General features: G+C 50.5%; 34 protein-coding genes. 29 read left to right on the top strand and 5 right to left on the bottom strand.

The window, feature by feature from the left end; all coding sequences use genetic code 11:
• Positions 1-2 precede the first annotated feature (2 nt).
• The 29 genes from rplD to arfA all read left to right on the top strand — a co-directional run bounded on the left by rplD (position 3) and on the right by arfA (position 13856).
• Complete coding sequence (gene rplD / locus LA337_21500; GenBank protein UBI15696.1) at positions 3-608, top strand: 50S ribosomal protein L4; 606 nt, start codon at positions 3-5, stop codon at positions 606-608.
• Positions 605-907 (top strand): 50S ribosomal protein L23, encoded by a 303-nt coding sequence (rplW, locus tag LA337_21495; GenBank protein UBI15695.1) that lies wholly within the window; start codon positions 605-607, stop codon positions 905-907. The genes rplD and rplW overlap by 4 nt, the downstream gene beginning before the upstream one ends.
• Positions 908-924: 17 nt before the next feature.
• Positions 925-1746 carry a 50S ribosomal protein L2 gene (gene rplB / locus LA337_21490; GenBank protein UBI15694.1) on the top strand — a complete coding sequence of 274 codons (822 nt, stop codon included), beginning with the start codon at positions 925-927 and terminating at the stop codon, positions 1744-1746.
• A 16-nt stretch (positions 1747-1762) separates the two neighbouring features.
• Positions 1763-2041 (top strand): 30S ribosomal protein S19, encoded by a 279-nt coding sequence (gene rpsS, locus LA337_21485; protein UBI15693.1) that lies wholly within the window; start codon positions 1763-1765, stop codon positions 2039-2041.
• Positions 2042-2055: 14 nt separating this feature from the next.
• Positions 2056-2388, top strand: a complete 333-nt coding sequence (gene rplV / locus LA337_21480) for a 50S ribosomal protein L22 (GenBank protein ID UBI15692.1) — start codon at positions 2056-2058, stop codon at positions 2386-2388.
• A 17-nt stretch (positions 2389-2405) separates the two neighbouring features.
• Positions 2406-3107, top strand: a complete 702-nt coding sequence (rpsC, locus tag LA337_21475; protein UBI15691.1) for a 30S ribosomal protein S3 — start codon at positions 2406-2408, stop codon at positions 3105-3107.
• A gap of 12 nt (positions 3108-3119) precedes the next feature.
• Positions 3120-3530, top strand: coding sequence for a 50S ribosomal protein L16 (gene rplP / locus LA337_21470; protein ID UBI15690.1), 411 nt, complete (start codon positions 3120-3122; stop codon positions 3528-3530).
• Positions 3530-3721: a 50S ribosomal protein L29 gene (gene rpmC, locus LA337_21465; GenBank protein UBI15689.1), complete on the top strand. Its 192-nt coding sequence runs from the start codon at positions 3530-3532 to the stop codon at positions 3719-3721. The genes rplP and rpmC overlap by 1 nt, the downstream gene beginning before the upstream one ends.
• Entirely contained in the window at positions 3721-3975 is a 255-nt protein-coding gene (gene rpsQ, locus LA337_21460) for a 30S ribosomal protein S17 (GenBank protein UBI15688.1), read from the top strand. Before rpmC ends, rpsQ begins: the two co-directional genes overlap by 1 nt.
• 163 nt (positions 3976-4138) lie before the next feature.
• Complete coding sequence (gene rplN / locus LA337_21455; GenBank protein UBI15687.1) at positions 4139-4510, top strand: 50S ribosomal protein L14; 372 nt, start codon at positions 4139-4141, stop codon at positions 4508-4510.
• A gap of 10 nt (positions 4511-4520) precedes the next feature.
• Complete coding sequence (rplX, locus tag LA337_21450) at positions 4521-4835, top strand: 50S ribosomal protein L24 (protein UBI15686.1); 315 nt, start codon at positions 4521-4523, stop codon at positions 4833-4835.
• Between the two features lie 14 nt (positions 4836-4849).
• Positions 4850-5389: a 50S ribosomal protein L5 gene (gene rplE / locus LA337_21445; protein ID UBI15685.1), complete on the top strand. Its 540-nt coding sequence runs from the start codon at positions 4850-4852 to the stop codon at positions 5387-5389.
• Between the two features lie 14 nt (positions 5390-5403).
• The gene (gene rpsN / locus LA337_21440) at positions 5404-5709 is read left to right on the top strand and encodes a 30S ribosomal protein S14 (GenBank protein ID UBI15684.1); all 306 of its coding nucleotides are present in this window, start codon (positions 5404-5406) and stop codon (positions 5707-5709) included.
• A 30-nt stretch (positions 5710-5739) separates the two neighbouring features.
• On the top strand, positions 5740-6132 hold the full coding sequence (rpsH, locus tag LA337_21435) for a 30S ribosomal protein S8 (GenBank protein ID UBI15683.1): 393 nt from the start codon (positions 5740-5742) through the stop codon (positions 6130-6132).
• A gap of 12 nt (positions 6133-6144) precedes the next feature.
• On the top strand, positions 6145-6678 hold the full coding sequence (gene rplF / locus LA337_21430) for a 50S ribosomal protein L6 (GenBank protein ID UBI15682.1): 534 nt from the start codon (positions 6145-6147) through the stop codon (positions 6676-6678).
• 9 nt (positions 6679-6687) lie between these two features.
• Positions 6688-7041, top strand: a complete 354-nt coding sequence (gene rplR / locus LA337_21425) for a 50S ribosomal protein L18 (GenBank protein ID UBI15681.1) — start codon at positions 6688-6690, stop codon at positions 7039-7041.
• A 14-nt stretch (positions 7042-7055) separates the two neighbouring features.
• Entirely contained in the window at positions 7056-7559 is a 504-nt protein-coding gene (gene rpsE / locus LA337_21420; protein UBI15680.1) for a 30S ribosomal protein S5, read from the top strand.
• Positions 7560-7562: 3 nt separating this feature from the next.
• Positions 7563-7742 carry a 50S ribosomal protein L30 gene (rpmD, locus tag LA337_21415; GenBank protein ID UBI15679.1) on the top strand — a complete coding sequence of 60 codons (180 nt, stop codon included), beginning with the start codon at positions 7563-7565 and terminating at the stop codon, positions 7740-7742.
• Between the two features lie 3 nt (positions 7743-7745).
• Positions 7746-8180 (top strand): 50S ribosomal protein L15, encoded by a 435-nt coding sequence (gene rplO, locus LA337_21410; protein ID UBI15678.1) that lies wholly within the window; start codon positions 7746-7748, stop codon positions 8178-8180.
• Positions 8181-8187: 7 nt separating this feature from the next.
• A complete protein-coding gene (gene secY, locus LA337_21405) occupies positions 8188-9519 on the top strand; it encodes a preprotein translocase subunit SecY (protein ID UBI15677.1) in 1332 nt (443 codons plus the stop codon).
• Between the two features lie 30 nt (positions 9520-9549).
• Positions 9550-9666 carry a 50S ribosomal protein L36 gene (gene rpmJ, locus LA337_21400; protein ID UBI15676.1) on the top strand — a complete coding sequence of 39 codons (117 nt, stop codon included), beginning with the start codon at positions 9550-9552 and terminating at the stop codon, positions 9664-9666.
• Between the two features lie 146 nt (positions 9667-9812).
• Positions 9813-10169, top strand: coding sequence for a 30S ribosomal protein S13 (gene rpsM, locus LA337_21395; protein UBI15675.1), 357 nt, complete (start codon positions 9813-9815; stop codon positions 10167-10169).
• Positions 10170-10185: 16 nt separating this feature from the next.
• A complete protein-coding gene (gene rpsK / locus LA337_21390) occupies positions 10186-10575 on the top strand; it encodes a 30S ribosomal protein S11 (GenBank protein ID UBI15674.1) in 390 nt (129 codons plus the stop codon).
• Between the two features lie 33 nt (positions 10576-10608).
• Positions 10609-11229: a 30S ribosomal protein S4 gene (rpsD, locus tag LA337_21385; protein UBI15673.1), complete on the top strand. Its 621-nt coding sequence runs from the start codon at positions 10609-10611 to the stop codon at positions 11227-11229.
• Positions 11230-11254: 25 nt separating this feature from the next.
• Entirely contained in the window at positions 11255-12244 is a 990-nt protein-coding gene (rpoA, locus tag LA337_21380) for a DNA-directed RNA polymerase subunit alpha (GenBank protein UBI15672.1), read from the top strand.
• 40 nt (positions 12245-12284) lie between these two features.
• Positions 12285-12668: a 50S ribosomal protein L17 gene (gene rplQ / locus LA337_21375; GenBank protein UBI15671.1), complete on the top strand. Its 384-nt coding sequence runs from the start codon at positions 12285-12287 to the stop codon at positions 12666-12668.
• A gap of 107 nt (positions 12669-12775) precedes the next feature.
• Positions 12776-13144 (top strand): DUF1992 domain-containing protein, encoded by a 369-nt coding sequence (locus LA337_21370; protein UBI15670.1) that lies wholly within the window; start codon positions 12776-12778, stop codon positions 13142-13144.
• A gap of 10 nt (positions 13145-13154) precedes the next feature.
• Entirely contained in the window at positions 13155-13580 is a 426-nt protein-coding gene (gene zntR / locus LA337_21365) for a Zn(2+)-responsive transcriptional regulator (protein ID UBI15669.1), read from the top strand.
• Positions 13581-13637: 57 nt separating this feature from the next.
• Positions 13638-13856: an alternative ribosome-rescue factor ArfA gene (gene arfA / locus LA337_21360; protein UBI15668.1), complete on the top strand. Its 219-nt coding sequence runs from the start codon at positions 13638-13640 to the stop codon at positions 13854-13856.
• On the opposite strand, the gene mscL is transcribed toward arfA, so the two are convergent.
• The 5 genes from mscL to def all read right to left on the bottom strand — a co-directional run bounded on the left by mscL (position 13853) and on the right by def (position 18618).
• A complete protein-coding gene (gene mscL / locus LA337_21355) occupies positions 13853-14266 on the bottom strand; it encodes a large-conductance mechanosensitive channel protein MscL (protein UBI15667.1) in 414 nt (137 codons plus the stop codon). The genes arfA and mscL overlap by 4 nt on opposite strands.
• 141 nt (positions 14267-14407) lie before the next feature.
• On the bottom strand, positions 14408-15784 hold the full coding sequence (trkA, locus tag LA337_21350) for a Trk system potassium transporter TrkA (GenBank protein ID UBI15666.1): 1377 nt from the start codon (positions 15782-15784) through the stop codon (positions 14408-14410).
• 21 nt (positions 15785-15805) lie between these two features.
• Positions 15806-17095, bottom strand: coding sequence for a 16S rRNA (cytosine(967)-C(5))-methyltransferase RsmB (rsmB, locus tag LA337_21345; protein ID UBI15665.1), 1290 nt, complete (start codon positions 17093-17095; stop codon positions 15806-15808).
• A gap of 51 nt (positions 17096-17146) precedes the next feature.
• On the bottom strand, positions 17147-18094 hold the full coding sequence (gene fmt / locus LA337_21340) for a methionyl-tRNA formyltransferase (protein ID UBI15664.1): 948 nt from the start codon (positions 18092-18094) through the stop codon (positions 17147-17149).
• A gap of 14 nt (positions 18095-18108) precedes the next feature.
• Positions 18109-18618, bottom strand: a complete 510-nt coding sequence (gene def, locus LA337_21335) for a peptide deformylase (GenBank protein ID UBI15663.1) — start codon at positions 18616-18618, stop codon at positions 18109-18111.
• Between the last annotated feature and the right edge of the window lie 115 nt (positions 18619-18733).

The raw sequence follows: 18733 nt of genomic DNA, 5'->3' as shown, positions 1-18733 counted from the left end.
CAATGGAATTAGTATTGAAAGACGCGCAGAGCGCGCTGACTGTTTCCGAAACTACCTTCGGTCGTGATTTCAACGAAGCGCTGGTTCACCAGGTTGTTGTTGCTTATGCAGCTGGTGCTCGTCAGGGTACTCGTGCTCAGAAGACTCGTGCTGAAGTAACTGGTTCAGGCAAAAAGCCGTGGCGCCAGAAAGGTACCGGCCGTGCGCGTTCAGGTTCTATCAAGAGCCCGATCTGGCGTTCAGGTGGCGTGACCTTCGCTGCTCGTCCACAGGACCACAGTCAAAAAGTTAACAAAAAGATGTACCGCGGCGCGCTGAAAAGCATTCTGTCCGAACTGGTACGTCAGGATCGTCTGATCGTTGTCGAATCATTCTCTGTAGAAGCGCCTAAAACTAAGCTGCTGGCACAGAAACTGAAAGACATGGCTCTGGAAGATGTGCTGATCATCACCGGTGAGCTGGACGAAAACCTGTTCCTGGCTGCGCGCAACCTGCACAAGGTTGACGTACGCGATGCAACTGGTATCGACCCGGTTAGCCTGATCGCCTTCGACAAAGTCGTAATGACTGCTGATGCTGTTAAGCAAGTTGAGGAGATGCTGGCATGATTCGTGAAGAACGTCTGCTGAAAGTGCTGCGCGCACCGCACGTTTCTGAAAAAGCGTCTACTGCGATGGAAAAAACTAACACCATCGTTCTCAAAGTTGCTAAAGACGCGACCAAAGCAGAAATCAAAGCTGCTGTGCAGAAACTGTTTGAAGTCGAAGTCGAAGTCGTTAACACCCTGGTAGTTAAAGGGAAAGTTAAACGTCACGGACAGCGTATCGGTCGTCGTAGCGACTGGAAAAAAGCTTACGTCACCCTGAAGGAAGGCCAGAATCTGGACTTCGTCGGCGGCGCTGAGTAAGTCGGAGGAGTAATACAATGGCAGTTGTTAAATGTAAACCGACATCTCCGGGTCGTCGCCACGTTGTTAAAGTGGTCAACCCAGAGCTGCACAAGGGCAAACCTTTTGCTCCGCTGGTTGAAAAAAACAGCAAATCCGGTGGTCGTAACAACAATGGCCGCATCACCACTCGTCACATCGGTGGTGGTCACAAGCAGGCTTATCGTATTGTTGACTTCAAACGCAACAAAGACGGTATCCCGGCAGTTGTTGAACGTCTTGAGTACGATCCGAACCGCTCCGCGAACATCGCGCTGGTTCTGTACAAAGACGGTGAACGCCGTTACATCCTGGCCCCTAAAGGCCTGAAAGCTGGCGACCAGATTCAATCTGGCGTTGATGCTGCAATCAAAGCAGGTAACACCCTGCCGATGCGCAATATCCCGGTTGGTTCTACCGTTCATAACGTAGAAATGAAACCAGGTAAAGGCGGTCAGCTGGCACGTTCCGCTGGTACTTACGTTCAGATCGTTGCTCGTGATGGTGCTTATGTCACCCTGCGTCTGCGTTCTGGTGAAATGCGTAAAGTAGAAGCAGACTGCCGTGCAACTCTGGGCGAAGTTGGCAATGCTGAGCATATGCTGCGCGTTCTGGGTAAAGCAGGTGCTGCACGCTGGCGTGGTGTTCGTCCTACCGTTCGCGGTACTGCGATGAACCCAGTCGACCACCCACATGGTGGTGGTGAAGGTCGTAACTTTGGTAAGCACCCGGTAACTCCGTGGGGCGTTCAGACCAAAGGTAAGAAGACCCGCAGCAACAAGCGTACTGATAAATTCATCGTACGTCGCCGTAGCAAATAATTTTAGAGGATAAGCCATGCCACGTTCTCTCAAGAAAGGTCCTTTTATTGACCTGCACTTGCTGAAGAAGGTAGAGAAAGCGGTGGAAAGCGGAGACAAGAAGCCCCTGCGCACTTGGTCCCGTCGTTCAACGATCTTTCCTAACATGATCGGTTTGACCATCGCTGTCCATAATGGTCGTCAGCACGTTCCGGTATTTGTTTCCGACGAAATGGTCGGTCACAAACTGGGTGAATTCGCACCGACTCGTACTTATCGCGGCCACGCTGCTGATAAAAAAGCGAAGAAGAAATAAGGTAGGAGGAAGAGATGGAAACTTTAGCTCAACATCGCCATGCTCGTTCTTCTGCTCAGAAGGTTCGCCTTGTTGCAGACCTGATTCGCGGTAAGAAAGTGTCGCAGGCTCTGGATATTCTGACCTACACCAATAAGAAAGCGGCTGTACTGGTTAAGAAAGTCCTGGAATCTGCCATTGCTAACGCTGAACACAACGATGGCGCTGACATTGACGATCTGAAAGTTACGAAAATTTTCGTAGACGAAGGCCCGAGCATGAAGCGCATTATGCCGCGTGCAAAAGGTCGTGCAGATCGCATCCTGAAGCGCACCAGCCACATTACTGTGGTTGTGTCCGATCGCTGAGACTCTGGAGACTAGCAATGGGTCAGAAAGTACATCCTAATGGTATTCGCCTGGGTATTGTAAAACCATGGAACTCAACCTGGTTTGCGAACACCAAAGAATTCGCTGACAACCTGGACAGCGATTTTAAAGTACGTCAGTACCTGACTAAGGAACTGGCTAAAGCGTCTGTATCTCGTATCGTTATCGAGCGTCCGGCTAAGAGCATCCGTGTGACCATTCACACCGCTCGCCCGGGTATCGTTATCGGTAAGAAAGGCGAAGACGTAGAAAAACTGCGCAAAGTCGTAGCGGATATTGCTGGCGTTCCTGCTCAGATCAATATCGCCGAAGTGCGTAAGCCTGAACTGGACGCAAAATTGGTTGCTGACAGCATCACTTCTCAGCTGGAACGTCGCGTTATGTTCCGTCGTGCTATGAAGCGTGCTGTACAGAACGCAATGCGTCTGGGCGCTAAAGGTATCAAAGTTGAAGTTAGTGGCCGTCTGGGCGGCGCGGAAATCGCACGTACCGAATGGTACCGCGAAGGTCGCGTACCTCTGCACACTCTGCGTGCTGACATCGACTACAACACCTCTGAAGCGCACACCACTTACGGTGTAATCGGCGTTAAAGTGTGGATCTTCAAAGGCGAGATCCTGGGTGGTATGGCTGCTGTTGAACAACCGGAAAAACCGGCTGCGCAACCTAAAAAGCAGCAGCGTAAAGGCCGTAAATAAGGAGCGTCGCTGATGTTACAACCAAAGCGTACAAAATTCCGTAAAATGCACAAAGGCCGTAACCGCGGTCTGGCTGCTGGCGCGGATGTTAGCTTCGGCAGCTTCGGTCTGAAAGCTGTTGGCCGTGGTCGTCTGACTGCCCGTCAGATCGAAGCAGCACGTCGTGCTATGACCCGTGCAGTTAAGCGTCAAGGTAAGATCTGGATCCGTGTATTCCCGGACAAACCGATCACTGAAAAGCCGCTGGCAGTGCGTATGGGTAAAGGTAAAGGTAACGTGGAGTATTGGGTTGCCTTGATTCAGCCGGGTAAAGTCCTGTATGAAATGGACGGCGTACCGGAAGAGCTGGCCCGTGAAGCATTCAAGCTGGCAGCAGCGAAACTGCCGATTAAAACCACCTTTGTAACTAAGACGGTGATGTAATGAAAGCAAAAGAGCTGCGTGAGAAGAGTGTTGAAGAGCTGAACACCGAGCTGCTGAATCTGCTGCGTGAGCAGTTCAACCTGCGTATGCAGGCTGCAAGTGGCCAGCTGCAACAGTCTCACCTGTTGAAGCAAGTGCGTCGTGACGTCGCACGCGTTAAGACTTTACTGACTGAGAAGGCGGGTGCGTAATGACCGATAAAATCCGTACTCTGCAAGGTCGCGTTGTTAGCGATAAAATGGAGAAATCCATCGTTGTTGCTATCGAACGTTTTGTGAAACACCCGATCTACGGTAAATTCATTAAGCGTACGACCAAACTGCACGTACATGACGAGAACAACGAATGCGGTACTGGTGACGTGGTTGAAATCCGCGAATGCCGTCCGCTGTCCAAGACTAAGTCCTGGACGCTGGTTCGCGTTGTAGAGAAAGCCGTTCTGTAATACAGTAGGCATTCTCAACGAATAAACGGCTCAGCGATGAGCCGTTTATTTTTTCTACCCATATCGTTGAAGCGGTGTTATAATGCCGCGCCCCCGATATGGGGCTTTTTTAACGACCTGATTTTCGGGTCTCAGTAGTAGTTGACATTAGCGGAGCACTAAAATGATCCAAGAACAGACTATGCTGAACGTCGCCGACAACTCCGGTGCACGTCGCGTAATGTGTATCAAGGTTCTGGGTGGCTCGCACCGTCGCTACGCAGGCGTCGGCGATATCATCAAGATCACCATCAAGGAAGCAATTCCGCGTGGTAAGGTCAAAAAAGGTGATGTGCTGAAGGCGGTAGTGGTGCGCACCAAGAAGGGTGTTCGTCGCCCGGACGGTTCTGTCATTCGCTTCGATGGTAATGCATGCGTTATTTTAAACAATAACAGCGAGCAACCTATCGGTACGCGTATTTTTGGGCCGGTAACTCGTGAACTTCGTAACGAGAAGTTCATGAAAATTATCTCTCTGGCACCAGAAGTACTCTAAGGAGCGAATCATGGCAGCGAAGATCCGTCGTGATGACGAAGTTATCGTGTTAACCGGTAAAGATAAAGGTAAACGCGGTAAAGTTAAGAATGTCCTGTCTTCCGGCAAGGTCATTGTTGAAGGTATCAACCTGGTTAAGAAACATCAGAAGCCGGTTCCGGCCCTGAACCAACCAGGCGGCATTGTAGAGAAAGAAGCAGCTATTCAGATCTCTAACCTTGCTATCTTCAACGCGGCAACCGGCAAGGCTGACCGTGTAGGCTTTAGATTCGAAGACGGCAAAAAAGTCCGTTTCTTTAAATCTAACAGCGAAACTATCAAGTAATTTGGAGTAGTACGATGGCGAAACTGCATGATTACTACAAAGACGAAGTAGTCGCTAAACTCATGACTGAGTTTAACTACAATTCTGTCATGCAAGTCCCTCGGGTCGAGAAGATCACCCTGAACATGGGTGTTGGTGAAGCGATCGCTGACAAGAAACTGCTGGATAACGCAGCAGCTGACCTGACAGCAATCTCCGGTCAAAAACCGCTGATCACCAAAGCACGCAAATCAGTTGCAGGCTTCAAAATCCGTCAGGGCTATCCGATCGGCTGTAAAGTAACTCTGCGTGGCGAACGCATGTGGGAGTTCTTTGAGCGCCTGATCACTATTGCTGTTCCACGTATCCGTGACTTCCGTGGCTTGTCCGCTAAGTCTTTCGACGGTCGTGGTAACTACAGCATGGGTGTCCGTGAGCAGATCATCTTCCCAGAAATCGACTACGATAAAGTCGACCGCGTGCGTGGTTTGGATATTACCATTACCACTACTGCGAAATCTGACGAAGAAGGCCGTGCTCTGCTGGCTGCCTTTGACTTCCCGTTCCGCAAGTAAGGTAGGGTTACTGAATGGCTAAGCAATCAATGAAAGCACGCGAAGTAAAGCGCGTAGCTTTAGCTGATAAGTACTTCGCAAAACGCGCTGAACTGAAAGCTATTATCTCTGATGTGAACGCGACCGACGAAGATCGTTGGAACGCAGTTCTCAAGCTGCAGTCTCTGCCGCGTGATTCCAGCCCGTCCCGTCAGCGTAACCGCTGCCGTCAAACAGGTCGTCCGCATGGCTATGTGGGCAAGTTCGGGTTGAGCCGTATCAAACTGCGTGAAGCCGCCATGCGCGGTGAAGTACCAGGCTTGAAAAAGGCTAGCTGGTAATTACCAATTGAATCACGGGAGTAAAGACAGATGAGCATGCAAGATCCGATCGCGGATATGCTGACCCGTATCCGTAACGGTCAGGCCGCGAATAAAGCTGCGGTCACCATGCCTTCCTCCAAGCTGAAAGTGGCAATTGCCAACGTGCTGAAGGAAGAAGGTTTTATTGAAGATTTTAAAGTTGAAGGCGACACCAAGCCGGAACTGGAACTTACTCTTAAGTATTTCCAGGGTAAAGCTGTTGTAGAAAGCATTCAGCGTGTCAGTCGCCCAGGTCTGCGCATTTATAAGCGTAAAGACGAGCTGCCGAAAGTTATGGCTGGCATGGGTATCGCAGTTGTTTCTACCTCTAAAGGTGTTATGACTGATCGTGCAGCGCGCCAGGCTGGTCTTGGTGGCGAAATTATCTGCTACGTAGCCTAATCGGAGGAAAAAATGTCTCGTGTTGCTAAAGCACCGGTCGTTATTCCTGCCGGCGTTGATGTAAAAATCAACGGTCAGGTTATTACGATCAAAGGTAAAAACGGCGAGCTGACTCGTACTCTCAACGATGCTGTTGCAGTAAATCATGCAGATAATGCACTGACCTTCGGTCCGCGTGATGGTTACGCAGATGGATGGGCTCAGGCTGGTACCGCGCGTGCCCTGCTGAATGCAATGGTTGTCGGTGTTACCGAAGGCTTCACTAAGAAGCTACAGCTGGTTGGTGTAGGTTATCGTGCAGCGGTTAAAGGGAATGTAGTAAACCTGGCTTTAGGTTTCTCTCACCCAGTTGACCATCAGCTGCCTGCGGGTATCACTGCAGAATGTCCGTCTCAGACTGAAATCGTGCTGAAAGGCGCTGATAAACAGCTGATCGGTCAGGTTGCAGCAGATCTGCGCGCCTACCGTCGTCCTGAGCCTTATAAAGGCAAGGGTGTTCGTTACGCCGACGAAGTCGTGCGTACCAAAGAGGCTAAGAAGAAGTAAGGTAACACTATGGATAAGAAATCTGCTCGTATCCGTCGTGCGACCCGCGCACGCCGCAAGCTCCAGGAGCTGGGTGCAACTCGCCTGGTGGTACATCGTACCCCGCGTCATATTTACGCACAGGTAATTGCACCGAACGGTTCTGAAGTTCTGGTAGCTGCTTCTACTGTAGAAAAAGCTATCGCTGAACAATTGAAGTACACCGGTAACAAAGACGCTGCTGCAGCTGTAGGTAAAGCTGTTGCTGAACGCGCTCTGGAAAAAGGCATCAAAGATGTTTCTTTTGACCGTTCCGGGTTCCAATATCATGGTCGTGTCCAGGCACTGGCAGATGCTGCCCGTGAAGCTGGCCTTCAGTTCTAAGGTAGAGGTGTAAGATGGCTCACATCGAAAAACAAGCTGGCGAACTGCAGGAAAAGCTGATCGCGGTTAACCGCGTATCTAAAACCGTAAAAGGTGGTCGTATTTTCTCCTTCACAGCTCTGACTGTAGTTGGTGATGGTAACGGTCGCGTTGGTTTTGGTTACGGTAAAGCGCGTGAAGTTCCAGCAGCGATCCAGAAAGCGATGGAAAAAGCCCGTCGCAATATGATTAACGTCGCGCTGAACCACGGCACCCTGCAGCACCCGGTTAAGGGTACTCACACGGGTTCTCGTGTATTCATGCAGCCGGCTTCCGAAGGTACCGGTATCATCGCCGGTGGTGCAATGCGCGCCGTTCTGGAAGTCGCTGGAGTTCGTAACGTTCTGGCTAAAGCGTATGGTTCCACCAACCCGATTAACGTGGTTCGTGCAACTATCGATGGTCTGGAAAATATGAAATCTCCGGAAATGGTCGCTGCCAAGCGTGGTAAATCCGTTGAAGAAATTCTGGGGAAATAAACCATGGCAAAGACTATTAAAATTACTCAAACCCGCAGTGCAATCGGTCGTCTGCCGAAACACAAGGCAACGCTGCTTGGCCTGGGTCTGCGTCGTATTGGTCACACCGTAGAGCGCGAGGATACTCCTGCTGTTCGTGGTATGGTCAACGCGGTTTCCTTCATGGTTAAAGTTGAGGAGTAAGAGATGCGTTTAAATACTCTGTCTCCGGCCGAAGGCTCTAAAAAAGCGGCTCGCCGCCTGGGTCGTGGTATCGGTTCTGGCCTCGGTAAAACCGGTGGTCGTGGTCACAAAGGTCAGAAGTCTCGTTCTGGCGGTGGCGTACGTCGCGGTTTCGAGGGTGGTCAGATGCCTCTGTACCGTCGTCTGCCGAAATTCGGCTTCACTTCACGTAAAGCAGCGATTACAGCCGAAGTTCGTCTGTCTGACCTGGCTAAAGTTGAAGGCGGTGTTGTAGACCTGAACACGCTGAAAGCAGCTAACATTATCGGTATCCAGATCGAGTTCGCGAAAGTGATCCTGGCTGGTGAAGTCACTACTCCGGTAACTGTTCGTGGCCTGCGTGTTACTAAAGGCGCTCGTGCTGCTATCGAAGCTGCTGGCGGTAAAATCGAGGAATAAGTAGCAGATGGCTAAACAACCGGGATTAGATTTTCAAAGTGCCAAAGGTGGCTTAGGCGAGCTGAAACGCAGACTGCTGTTTGTAATCGGCGCGCTGATTGTGTTCCGTATTGGCTCTTTCATTCCGATCCCTGGTATTGATGCCGCTGTACTTGCCAAACTGCTTGAGCAACAGCGAGGCACCATCATTGAAATGTTTAACATGTTCTCTGGTGGTGCTCTCAGCCGTGCTTCTATCTTTGCTCTGGGGATCATGCCGTATATTTCGGCGTCGATCATTATCCAGCTGCTGACGGTGGTTCATCCAACGCTGGCAGAAATTAAGAAAGAAGGGGAGTCTGGTCGTCGTAAGATCAGCCAGTACACCCGCTACGGTACTCTGGTGCTGGCAATATTCCAGTCGATCGGTATTGCTACCGGTCTGCCGAATATGCCTGGTATGCAGGGCCTGGTGATGAACCCAGGCTTTGCATTCTATTTCACCGCTGTTGTAAGTCTGGTTACAGGGACAATGTTCCTGATGTGGTTGGGCGAACAGATTACTGAACGTGGTATCGGCAACGGTATCTCAATCATTATCTTCGCCGGTATTGTCGCGGGACTCCCGCCAGCCATTGCCCATACTATCGAGCAAGCGCGTCAAGGCGACCTGCACTTCCTCGTGTTGCTGTTGGTTGCAGTATTAGTATTCGCAGTGACGTTCTTTGTTGTATTTGTTGAGCGTGGTCAACGCCGCATTGTGGTAAACTACGCGAAACGTCAGCAAGGTCGTCGTGTCTATGCTGCACAGAGCACACATTTACCGCTGAAAGTGAATATGGCGGGGGTAATCCCGGCAATCTTCGCTTCCAGTATTATTCTGTTCCCGGCAACCATCGCGTCATGGTTCGGGGGCGGGACTGGTTGGAACTGGCTGACAACAATTTCGCTGTATTTGCAGCCTGGGCAACCGCTTTATGTGTTACTCTATGCGTCTGCAATCATATTCTTCTGTTTCTTCTACACGGCGTTGGTTTTCAACCCGCGTGAAACAGCAGATAACCTGAAGAAGTCCGGTGCATTTGTACCAGGAATTCGTCCGGGAGAGCAAACGGCGAAGTATATCGATAAAGTAATGACCCGCCTGACTTTGGTTGGTGCGCTCTACATTACCTTTATCTGCCTGATCCCGGAGTTCATGCGTGATGCAATGAAAGTACCGTTCTACTTCGGTGGGACCTCACTGCTTATCGTTGTTGTCGTGATTATGGACTTTATGGCTCAAGTGCAAACTCTGATGATGTCAAGTCAGTACGAGTCTGCATTGAAGAAGGCGAATCTGAAAGGCTACGGCCGTTAACAGTCGCCCGAGAAGTTACGGAGAGTAAAAATGAAAGTTCGTGCTTCCGTCAAGAAATTATGCCGTAACTGCAAAATCGTTAAGCGTGATGGTGTCATCCGTGTGATTTGCAGTGCCGAGCCGAAGCATAAACAGCGCCAAGGCTGATTTATTCGCATATTTTTCTTGCAAAGTTGGGTTGAGCTGGCTAGATTAGCCAGCCAATCTTTTGTATGTCTGTGCGTTTCCATTTGAGTATCCTGAAAACGGGCTTTTCAGCATGGTGCGTACATATTAAATAGTAGGAGTGCATAGTGGCCCGTATAGCAGGCATTAACATTCCTGATCAGAAACATGCTGTGATCGCATTAACTTCGATCTACGGCGTCGGCAAGACCCGTTCTAAAGCCATTCTGGCTGCCGCGGGTATCGCTGAAGATGTTAAGATCAGTGAGCTGTCTGAAGAACAAATCGACACGCTGCGTGACGAAGTTGCCAAATTTGTCGTTGAAGGTGATCTGCGCCGTGAAGTTAGCATGAGCATCAAGCGCCTTATGGACCTTGGTTGCTATCGCGGTTTGCGTCATCGTCGTGGTCTCCCGGTTCGCGGTCAGCGTACCAAGACCAACGCACGTACCCGTAAGGGTCCGCGCAAACCGATCAAGAAATAATCGGGGTGATTGAATAATGGCAAAGGCACCAATTCGTGCACGTAAACGTGTAAGAAAACAAGTCTCTGACGGCGTGGCTCATATCCATGCTTCTTTTAACAACACCATCGTTACCATTACTGATCGTCAGGGTAACGCACTGGGTTGGGCAACAGCCGGTGGTTCCGGTTTCCGTGGTTCTCGCAAATCCACTCCGTTTGCAGCTCAGGTTGCAGCAGAGCGTTGCGCTGAAGCCGTAAAAGAATACGGTATCAAGAATCTGGAAGTTATGGTCAAAGGACCGGGTCCAGGTCGCGAATCTACTGTTCGTGCTCTGAACGCCGCTGGTTTCCGCATCACTAATATTACTGATGTGACTCCGATCCCTCATAACGGTTGTCGTCCGCCGAAAAAACGTCGCGTATAACGCTGTCGTTTCTAGGATTGTTGGAGAAAGAAAATGGCAAGATATTTGGGTCCTAAGCTCAAGCTGAGCCGTCGTGAGGGCACTGACTTATTCCTTAAGTCTGGCGTTCGCGCGATCGATACCAAGTGTAAAATTGAACAAGCTCCTGGCCAGCACGGTGCGCGTAAACCGCGTCTGTCTGACTATGGTGTGCAGTTGCGTGAAAAGCAAAAAGTTCGCCGTATCTACGGTGTGCTGGAGCGTCAGTTCCGTAACTACTACAAAGAAGCAGCACGTCTGAAAGGCAACACCGGTGAAAACCTGTTGGGTCTGCTGGAAGGTCGTCTGGACAACGTTGTATACCGTATGGGCTTCGGTGCCACTCGTGCAGAAGCACGTCAGCTGGTCAGCCATAAAGCAATTATGGTAAACGGTCGTGTTGTTAACATCGCTTCTTATCAGGTTAGTCCGAATGACGTTGTTAGCATTCGTGAGAAAGCGAAGAAGCAGTCTCGCGTGAAAGCCGCTCTGGAGCTGGCTGAGCAGCGTGAAAAGCCAACCTGGCTGGAAGTTGATGCTGGCAAGATGGAAGGTACGTTCAAGCGTAAGCCGGAGCGTTCTGATCTGTCTGCGGACATTAACGAACACCTGATCGTCGAGCTTTACTCCAAGTAAAGCTTAGTACCAAAGAGAGGACACAATGCAGGGTTCTGTGACAGAGTTTCTAAAACCGCGCCTGGTAGATATCGAGCAAGTGAGTTCGACGCACGCCAAGGTGACCCTTGAGCCTTTAGAGCGTGGCTTTGGCCATACTTTGGGTAACGCACTGCGCCGTATTCTGCTCTCATCGATGCCGGGTTGCGCGGTGACCGAGGTTGAGATTGATGGTGTACTACATGAGTACAGCACCAAAGAAGGCGTTCAGGAAGATATCCTGGAAATCCTGCTCAACCTGAAAGGGCTGGCGGTGAGAGTTCAGGGTAAAGATGATGTTATTCTTACCTTGAATAAATCTGGCATTGGCCCTGTGACTGCAGCCGACATTACCCATGATGGTGATGTCGAAATCGTCAAGCCACAGCACGTGATCTGCCACCTGACCGATGAGAACGCATCTATTAGCATGCGTATCAAAGTTCAGCGCGGTCGTGGTTATGTGCCGGCTTCTACCCGAATTCATTCGGAAGAAGATGAGCGCCCAATCGGCCGTCTGCTGGTCGACGCATGCTACAGCCCTGTAGAGCGTATTGCCTACAATGTTGAAGCAGCGCGTGTAGAACAGCGTACCGACCTGGACAAGCTGGTCATCGAAATGGAAACCAACGGCACAATCGATCCTGAAGAGGCGATTCGTCGTGCGGCAACCATTCTGGCTGAACAACTTGAAGCTTTCGTTGACTTACGTGATGTACGTCAGCCGGAAGTTAAAGAAGAGAAACCAGAATTCGATCCGATCCTGCTGCGCCCTGTTGACGATCTGGAATTGACTGTCCGCTCTGCTAACTGCCTCAAAGCAGAAGCTATCCACTATATCGGTGATCTGGTACAGCGTACTGAGGTTGAGCTTCTTAAGACGCCTAACCTTGGTAAAAAATCTCTTACCGAGATTAAAGACGTGCTGGCTTCCCGTGGACTGTCTCTGGGCATGCGCCTGGAAAACTGGCCACCGGCAAGCATCGCTGACGAGTAACCGGATCACAGGTTAAGGTTTTACTGAGAAGGATAAGGTCATGCGCCATCGTAAGAGTGGTCGTCAACTGAACCGCAACAGCAGCCATCGCCAGGCTATGTTCCGCAATATGGCAGGTTCACTGGTTCGTCATGAAATCATCAAGACGACTCTGCCGAAAGCGAAAGAGCTGCGTCGCGTAGTTGAGCCGCTGATTACTCTTGCCAAGACTGATAGCGTAGCTAATCGTCGTCTGGCATTCGCCCGTACTCGTGATAACGAGATCGTGGCAAAACTGTTTAACGAACTGGGCCCGCGTTTCGCGAGCCGCGCCGGTGGTTACACTCGCATTCTGAAGTGTGGTTTCCGTGCAGGCGACAACGCGCCGATGGCATACATCGAGCTGGTTGATCGTTCAGAGAAAACAGAAGCTGCTGCAGAGTAATCTGTAGTAACGTAAAAAAACCCGCCTCGGCGGGTTTTTTTATATCCGTCATATCCCCAATTACCTACAATATCTGTACTCTTTTTGTTCATCCCCTGGAGTGTTGTATGTGGTTACTGGACCAGTGGGCAGAGCGCCATATTATTGAAGCACAGTCTAAAGGTGAGTTTGATGGTTTACCTGGTACAGGTGAGCCGCTGATCCTTGACGATGATTCTCATGTCTCGCCTGAACTTCGTGCCGGATTCCGTCTATTAAAGAATGCTGGATGTCTTCCTCCTGAGCTTGAGCAGCGCAGAGAGGCAATACAGTTGCTTGAAATACTCGCAGGGATCCGCAAAGATGATCCCAGTTATCCGGAGGTGAGTCGAAGACTGTCACTACTGGAACTCAAACTTCGGCAGGCTGGACTCAGTACCGAGTTTTTACGCGGCGAATATGCAGATAAGCTGCTACAGAAGATCAACGACGATTAGCGGAGAGAGCATGTACCGTATTGGTGAATTAGCGAAACTGGCTGACGTAACGCCTGATACTATCCGTTACTATGAAAAGCAGCAGATGATGGAACATGAAATACGTACAGAAGGCGGGTTTCGCCTCTATACGGAAAGCGATCTTCAGCGTCTGAAGTTTATTCGATATGCCCGTCAGCTTGGTTTTACTCTGGAATCGATCCGCGAGCTGCTGTCGATCCGCATCGATCCCGAACATCATACCTGCCAGGAATCAAAAGGGATCGTCCAGGAAAGATTGCAGGAGGTCGAAGCACGAATAGCGGAGCTTCAGGCGATGCAACGGTCGCTGCAGAGATTGAATGACGCGTGTTGTGGAAAAGCACACAGCAGCGTGTACTGCTCTATCCTTGAAGCACTTGAGCAGGGCGCCAGCGGCTCAGCATCAGGCTGTTGATTTATTGAACGGTCAGGTCTACACTCGCGGCGTAAATTACTACAAACTGGAGATATTATGAGTCGTTATCAGCACACCAAAGGGCAGATAAAGGACAACGCTATTGAGGCGCTTTTGCACGATCCACTTTTCAGACAGCGCGTCGAGAAAAATAAGAAAGGGAAAGGAAGTTATCTACGTAAAGGTAAACATGGCAATCGGGGTAACTGGGAGGCCAGTGGCAAGAAAGTCATTCACTTTTTTACCACTGGCCTTCTTGCTTCACTGAGTGCTTAAGAGCGGTTATTCTGTTCTTTCAACAGGTCACGAATTTCACTCAGCAATACTTCTTCTTTCGATGGAGCTGGCGGTGCTGCCGGCTCTTCCGCTTTTTTACGGTTCAGTTTGTTGATCAGTTTGATTGCCATAAAGATAGCAAACGCAACGATAATGAAATCGAAGACGTTCTGAATAAATACACCGTAATGCATGACGACAGCCGGGATATCTCCCTGCGCATCACGTAACGTTACAGCAAACTGTTTAAAATCAATTCCACCAATTAACAGCCCCAGCGGCGGCATAATGATATCGGCAACCAGTGATGAAACAATCTTACCGAATGCCGCACCAATGATGACACCCACTGCCAAATCGACAACATTCCCGCGCATCGCGAATTCGCGAAACTCTTTAATAATGCTCATTTTATTCTCCCTATGCAGCTGACGTTTATAAGTTTAACAAATGTTTAGGCAATTTCCATTTATGTATTGCCGAAAGGAAAATTTATTAGACCATGAAAAATAAAGGGAAATAAAAAGGGCGCTGTATTAGCGCCCAAATTATTACAGGAAGAAAGGACTTGGCTGGAATAATCGCTCGACGTCGGTAATAAACTTTTTATCTGTCAGGAACATAATTACGTGATCGCCCTGCTCAATGCGCAGGTTATCATTGGCAATCATCACATCGTTACCACGCACAACAGCGCCAATGATGGTTCCTGGTGGAAGTTTAATTTCATCAATTGAACGCCCCACAACCCGCGACGTCGTTTCATCACCGTGTGCGACGGCTTCAATGGCTTCCGCGACGCCGCGGCGTAGTGAAGACACACCGACAATATCAGCTTTACGCACGTGACTTAGCAGCGCGGAGATGGTCGCCTGCTGCGGTGATATCGCAATATCGATCACACTGCCCTGCACCAGATCGACGTATGCTCTGCGTTGGATCAACACCATTACTTTCTTGGCGCCCATCCGTTTGGCAAGCATCGCCGACATGATATTCGCTTCATCATCGTTGGTCACCGCGATGAACAGATCAACCTGATCGATATGTTCTTCTGCCAGCAGCTCTTGATCCGAGGCATCACCAAAAAAGACGATCGTATTTTGCAGTTTCTCCGCAAGCTCTGATGCGCGTTGTTGATTACGTTCGATCAGTTTGACGCTGTAATCTTTTTCCAGACGACGTGCCAGACCCGCGCCGATATTACCGCCACCCACTAACATAATGCGTTTGTACGGTTTTTCCAGACGCTGTAATTCGCTCATTACGGCGCGAATATGCTGCGATGCTGCGATAAAGAAGACTTCATCACCCGCTTCAACAATGGTAGAACCTTGTGGACGGATCGGGCGGTCATGACGGAAAATCGCTGCCACTCGGGTATCTATGTGCGGCATATGCTCACGCATTGTCGACAGTGCGTTACCGATCAGCGGCCCACCATAATAGGCTTTCACCACGGCCAGGCTAACTTTCCCTTCGGCAAAATTTACCACCTGCAAGGCGCCCGGATATTCAATCAGCCGATAAATGCTATCGATAACCAGTTGCTCAGGCGCAATCAGGTGATCGATAGGTACCGCATCGGATTGAAACAGCTTGTCGGCATCACGAACGTAATCCGGTGAACGAATACGGGCGATGCGATTAGGCGTATTAAACAGTGAATAAGCTACCTGGCAGGCAACCATATTTGTTTCATCTGAGCTGGTTACGGCAACCAGCATATCGGCATCGTCGGCCCCAGCTTCACGCAAAACGCGGGGATGCGAACCATGCCCTTGCACGACGCGGAGATCAAACTTGTCCTGCAGGCTACGCAGGCGCTCACCATTGGTATCGACTACCGTGATATCGTTGTTCTCTCCGACCAGGTTTTCAGCCAGCGTACCGCCAACTTGACCTGCGCCCAGAATGATAATTTTCATCAGTCGCGACCCGTTATCTCATCACTTTTTGATTAGCTTAGCGTAAAAGAAGCCATCGCCATCTTCCGCACCCGGTAAATTCTGACGCCCGGGTTTTTCCGGTATACCGGTTTCGCTTAATACCGCATCCGGCGTACGTGCCAGGAAGGCGGCAATTTGCTGCTGATTTTCTTCTGGCAGGATAGAGCACGTTGCATAAACCAGCGTGCCGCCAGGTTTAAGGTGTGACCAGGTTGCATTCAGGATTTCAGCCTGCAACTGTGCAAGTTCGGCAATATCCCGGTCGCGGCGCAGCCATTTGATATCCGGATGGCGACGTATCACCCCGGTAGCAGAACATGGAGCGTCCAGCAAAATACGGTCAAATTGTTGTTCACCGCACCACTGCTGTGGATAGCGGCCATCACCCTGTTTTACAGTTGCCTTCATGCCCAGGCGTTTCAGATTGTCGTAAACGCGTGACAGGCGTTTTTCATCGACATCGACGGCCATGACGTTAGCTTGCGGAGCAACTTCCAGTATGTGAGTGGTTTTCCCGCCCGGCGCGCAGCACAGGTCGAGGATCTGTTCACCGTTCTCTGGCAACAGATAAGTTACACATCCTTGAGCGGAAGCGTCCTGGACGGTTACCCAGCCTTCATTAAAACCAGGGAGAGCGTGTACAGGGGCCGGCGTTTCCAGACGAACTGCATCCGGGTAGTCCGGATGCGGGAAACCCGTTAATCCCGCTTCGGTAAGCAGGTCCAGCCAGGCATCGCGCGTATGGTGAACACGATTGACACGAAGCCACATCGGCGGTCGCTGGTTATTGGCTTCAAGAATGGCTTCCCACTGCTGCGGATACGCGCTCTTAATACGTTTTACCAGCCAGGAAGGATGTAAGAAACGCAGATCGCTTTGTGCGAACTCGGCCAACAGTTCATCCTGACGGCGTTGAAACTGGCGCAACACGCCGTTGATCAGCCCTTTGAGCTGCGGACGCTTTATGACAACTGCGCCTTCTACGGTCTCAGCCAGCGCAGCGTGCGGTGGAATACGGGTATGCAGCAGTTGGTAGAAGCCCACCATGATCAGATAGTGAACGGTGCGCTGTTTGCCCGTCATTGGACGTTCCATCAACTGCTGGATCATCCACTCCAGTTGGGAGAGTGTGCGCAATACGCCGAAGCAAAGCTCCTGCAACAGCGCTTTGTCTTTATCGGCAACTTTTTGCTGCATGGCAGGCAGCACATTGCTTAATGATTGCCCTTTTTCGACAACCTGTTCGACGGCCTGGGCCGCCATACTGCGTAAATTAAGATGTTTTTTCATAAGCGCAAAAATAAAAATGCCCGGAGATACCGGGCTTAAAGAGATGAACCGTCAGATCAGACGGTTACCGGGTATAAACCATTCCCGTCGCGAATTAAGCAGATCCTGCGCGCTCATGGCTTTTTTACCGGCAGGCTGCAAAGAGACGAGATTCAGGATGCCATCGCCTGTTGCGACCTGGATACCCTGCTTTGTCGCCTCAAGAATAGTGCCTGGCGCGGCCTGTGTGTTTACAGCAATAACCGAAGCTTGCCAGACTTTCACTGGCTGACCGTCGATTTCAAGCCAGCTCATGGGCCATGGGTTAAAGGCGCGGACGCAACGTTCCAACTGAGCAGCCGAAAGTGACCAGTCGATGCGGGCCTCTTCTTTGCTGAGTTTTTCTGCATGCGTAACCAGTGATTCATCTTGTGCCACTGGTTTTATCGTGCCGGCAGCCAGCTGTTTTAGCGTTTCAATCAGCCCCTGAGGCCCCAAATCTGCCAGCTTGTCGTATAGCGAGCCGCTGGTATCCTCTGCCGTAATCGGGCAGGACAGCTTAAGCAGCATATCACCGGTGTCGAGGCCAACATCCATCTGCATGATAGTCACACCGGTTTCGGCATCGCCAGCCCACAGTGAGCGCTGGATCGGTGCCGCGCCACGCCAGCGTGGCAGCAGTGAACCGTGAACGTTAATACAACCCAGACGCGGCATTTCCAGTACGGCTTTTGGTAGAATCAGGCCATATGCCACCACTACCATCACGTCTGCGCGTAAATCAGCAACCAACTGCTGGTTTTCCTGAGGGCGAAGAGAGACGGGTTGGAAAACCGGTATCCCTTTTTCTTCCGCCAGTACTTTTACCGGGCTGGGCATTAGCTTTTTACCGCGTCCCGCTGGGCGGTCCGGTTGGGTAAACACGCCAACGACGTTATGTCCAGAAGACAACAGCGCGTCGAGATGACGCGCTGCAAAGTCAGGTGTACCCGCAAAAATAATACGTAGTGAGTCTGACACGTTGATTCTTGTCCTTAAGCTCGGGCGTTCAGGCGGTCGAGTTTTTCAACTTTCTGACGAATGCGTTGTTGCTTCAACGGAGACAGATAATCGATAAACAGTTTACCGACCAGGTGATCCATTTCATGTTGAATGCAGATAGCCAGCAGGCCATCGGCTTCCAGTTCAAAAGATTTGCCGTTGCGATCGAGCGCACGAATTTTTACTTTCTCTGCGCGTGGTACTAACGCACGCTGTTCAGGAATTGACAGGCAGCCTTCTTCAATGCCGGTTTCGCCGTCTTTCTCCAGCAGCTCTGGGTTAATAAGTACCAACTGCTCGTCGCGATTTTCAGAGACATCAATAACAATGATGCGCTGATGAATATCGACCTGTGTTGCTGCCAGACCGATACCTTCTTCGGCGTACATCGTTTCGAACATATCATCAACGATACGCTGAATTTCTGCATTCACTTCTTCGACCGGTTTTGCGACTTTGCGAAGGCGCTCGTCCGGAATATGTAACACTTGCAAAACTGACATAGTTATCCAGAGTTGTGTTCAGGAGTTGAAAAGATTATTACCTCTATTCTAGACAAAACCCCCTCTGATTGACAGCATCAGTGACCAATCGCAAAGATTGCCAGGACTGCTTGTG

Origin of the sequence: Citrobacter europaeus (assembly GCA_020099315.1) — a bacterium.
GTDB lineage: Bacteria > Pseudomonadota > Gammaproteobacteria > Enterobacterales > Enterobacteriaceae > Citrobacter > Citrobacter europaeus.
The sequence above is the reverse complement of the archived record's forward strand: the minus strand, read 5'-3'. Positions and strand labels throughout refer to the sequence as shown.

Bases quoted from the DNA above. Each gene is read 5' to 3' on its own strand.
- rpmD (UBI15679.1), top strand. From the start codon at position 7,563: ATGGCAAAGACTATTAAAATTACTCAAACCCGCAGTGCAATCGGTCGT.
- rplN (UBI15687.1), top strand. From the start codon at position 4,139: ATGATCCAAGAACAGACTATGCTGAACGTCGCCGACAACTCCGGTGCA.
- rplO (UBI15678.1), top strand. From the start codon at position 7,746: ATGCGTTTAAATACTCTGTCTCCGGCCGAAGGCTCTAAAAAAGCGGCT.
- rplR (UBI15681.1), top strand. From the start codon at position 6,688: ATGGATAAGAAATCTGCTCGTATCCGTCGTGCGACCCGCGCACGCCGC.
- rsmB (UBI15665.1), bottom strand. From the start codon at position 17,095: ATGAAAAAACATCTTAATTTACGCAGTATGGCGGCCCAGGCCGTCGAA.
- secY (UBI15677.1), top strand. From the start codon at position 8,188: ATGGCTAAACAACCGGGATTAGATTTTCAAAGTGCCAAAGGTGGCTTA.
- mscL (UBI15667.1), bottom strand. From the start codon at position 14,266: ATGAGCATTATTAAAGAGTTTCGCGAATTCGCGATGCGCGGGAATGTT.
- rplW (UBI15695.1), top strand. From the start codon at position 605: ATGATTCGTGAAGAACGTCTGCTGAAAGTGCTGCGCGCACCGCACGTT.
- rpmJ (UBI15676.1), top strand. From the start codon at position 9,550: ATGAAAGTTCGTGCTTCCGTCAAGAAATTATGCCGTAACTGCAAAATC.
- rplD (UBI15696.1), top strand. From the start codon at position 3: ATGGAATTAGTATTGAAAGACGCGCAGAGCGCGCTGACTGTTTCCGAA.
- rpoA (UBI15672.1), top strand. From the start codon at position 11,255: ATGCAGGGTTCTGTGACAGAGTTTCTAAAACCGCGCCTGGTAGATATC.
- rplQ (UBI15671.1), top strand. From the start codon at position 12,285: ATGCGCCATCGTAAGAGTGGTCGTCAACTGAACCGCAACAGCAGCCAT.
- rplF (UBI15682.1), top strand. From the start codon at position 6,145: ATGTCTCGTGTTGCTAAAGCACCGGTCGTTATTCCTGCCGGCGTTGAT.
- trkA (UBI15666.1), bottom strand. From the start codon at position 15,784: ATGAAAATTATCATTCTGGGCGCAGGTCAAGTTGGCGGTACGCTGGCT.
- rplB (UBI15694.1), top strand. From the start codon at position 925: ATGGCAGTTGTTAAATGTAAACCGACATCTCCGGGTCGTCGCCACGTT.
- LA337_21370 (UBI15670.1), top strand. From the start codon at position 12,776: ATGTGGTTACTGGACCAGTGGGCAGAGCGCCATATTATTGAAGCACAG.
- rpmC (UBI15689.1), top strand. From the start codon at position 3,530: ATGAAAGCAAAAGAGCTGCGTGAGAAGAGTGTTGAAGAGCTGAACACC.
- rpsD (UBI15673.1), top strand. From the start codon at position 10,609: ATGGCAAGATATTTGGGTCCTAAGCTCAAGCTGAGCCGTCGTGAGGGC.
- rpsE (UBI15680.1), top strand. From the start codon at position 7,056: ATGGCTCACATCGAAAAACAAGCTGGCGAACTGCAGGAAAAGCTGATC.
- rpsH (UBI15683.1), top strand. From the start codon at position 5,740: ATGAGCATGCAAGATCCGATCGCGGATATGCTGACCCGTATCCGTAAC.
- rpsK (UBI15674.1), top strand. From the start codon at position 10,186: ATGGCAAAGGCACCAATTCGTGCACGTAAACGTGTAAGAAAACAAGTC.
- rplP (UBI15690.1), top strand. From the start codon at position 3,120: ATGTTACAACCAAAGCGTACAAAATTCCGTAAAATGCACAAAGGCCGT.
- rplX (UBI15686.1), top strand. From the start codon at position 4,521: ATGGCAGCGAAGATCCGTCGTGATGACGAAGTTATCGTGTTAACCGGT.
- def (UBI15663.1), bottom strand. From the start codon at position 18,618: ATGTCAGTTTTGCAAGTGTTACATATTCCGGACGAGCGCCTTCGCAAA.
- rpsN (UBI15684.1), top strand. From the start codon at position 5,404: ATGGCTAAGCAATCAATGAAAGCACGCGAAGTAAAGCGCGTAGCTTTA.
- rplV (UBI15692.1), top strand. From the start codon at position 2,056: ATGGAAACTTTAGCTCAACATCGCCATGCTCGTTCTTCTGCTCAGAAG.
- rpsQ (UBI15688.1), top strand. From the start codon at position 3,721: ATGACCGATAAAATCCGTACTCTGCAAGGTCGCGTTGTTAGCGATAAA.
- rplE (UBI15685.1), top strand. From the start codon at position 4,850: ATGGCGAAACTGCATGATTACTACAAAGACGAAGTAGTCGCTAAACTC.
- arfA (UBI15668.1), top strand. From the start codon at position 13,638: ATGAGTCGTTATCAGCACACCAAAGGGCAGATAAAGGACAACGCTATT.
- rpsC (UBI15691.1), top strand. From the start codon at position 2,406: ATGGGTCAGAAAGTACATCCTAATGGTATTCGCCTGGGTATTGTAAAA.
- rpsS (UBI15693.1), top strand. From the start codon at position 1,763: ATGCCACGTTCTCTCAAGAAAGGTCCTTTTATTGACCTGCACTTGCTG.
- zntR (UBI15669.1), top strand. From the start codon at position 13,155: ATGTACCGTATTGGTGAATTAGCGAAACTGGCTGACGTAACGCCTGAT.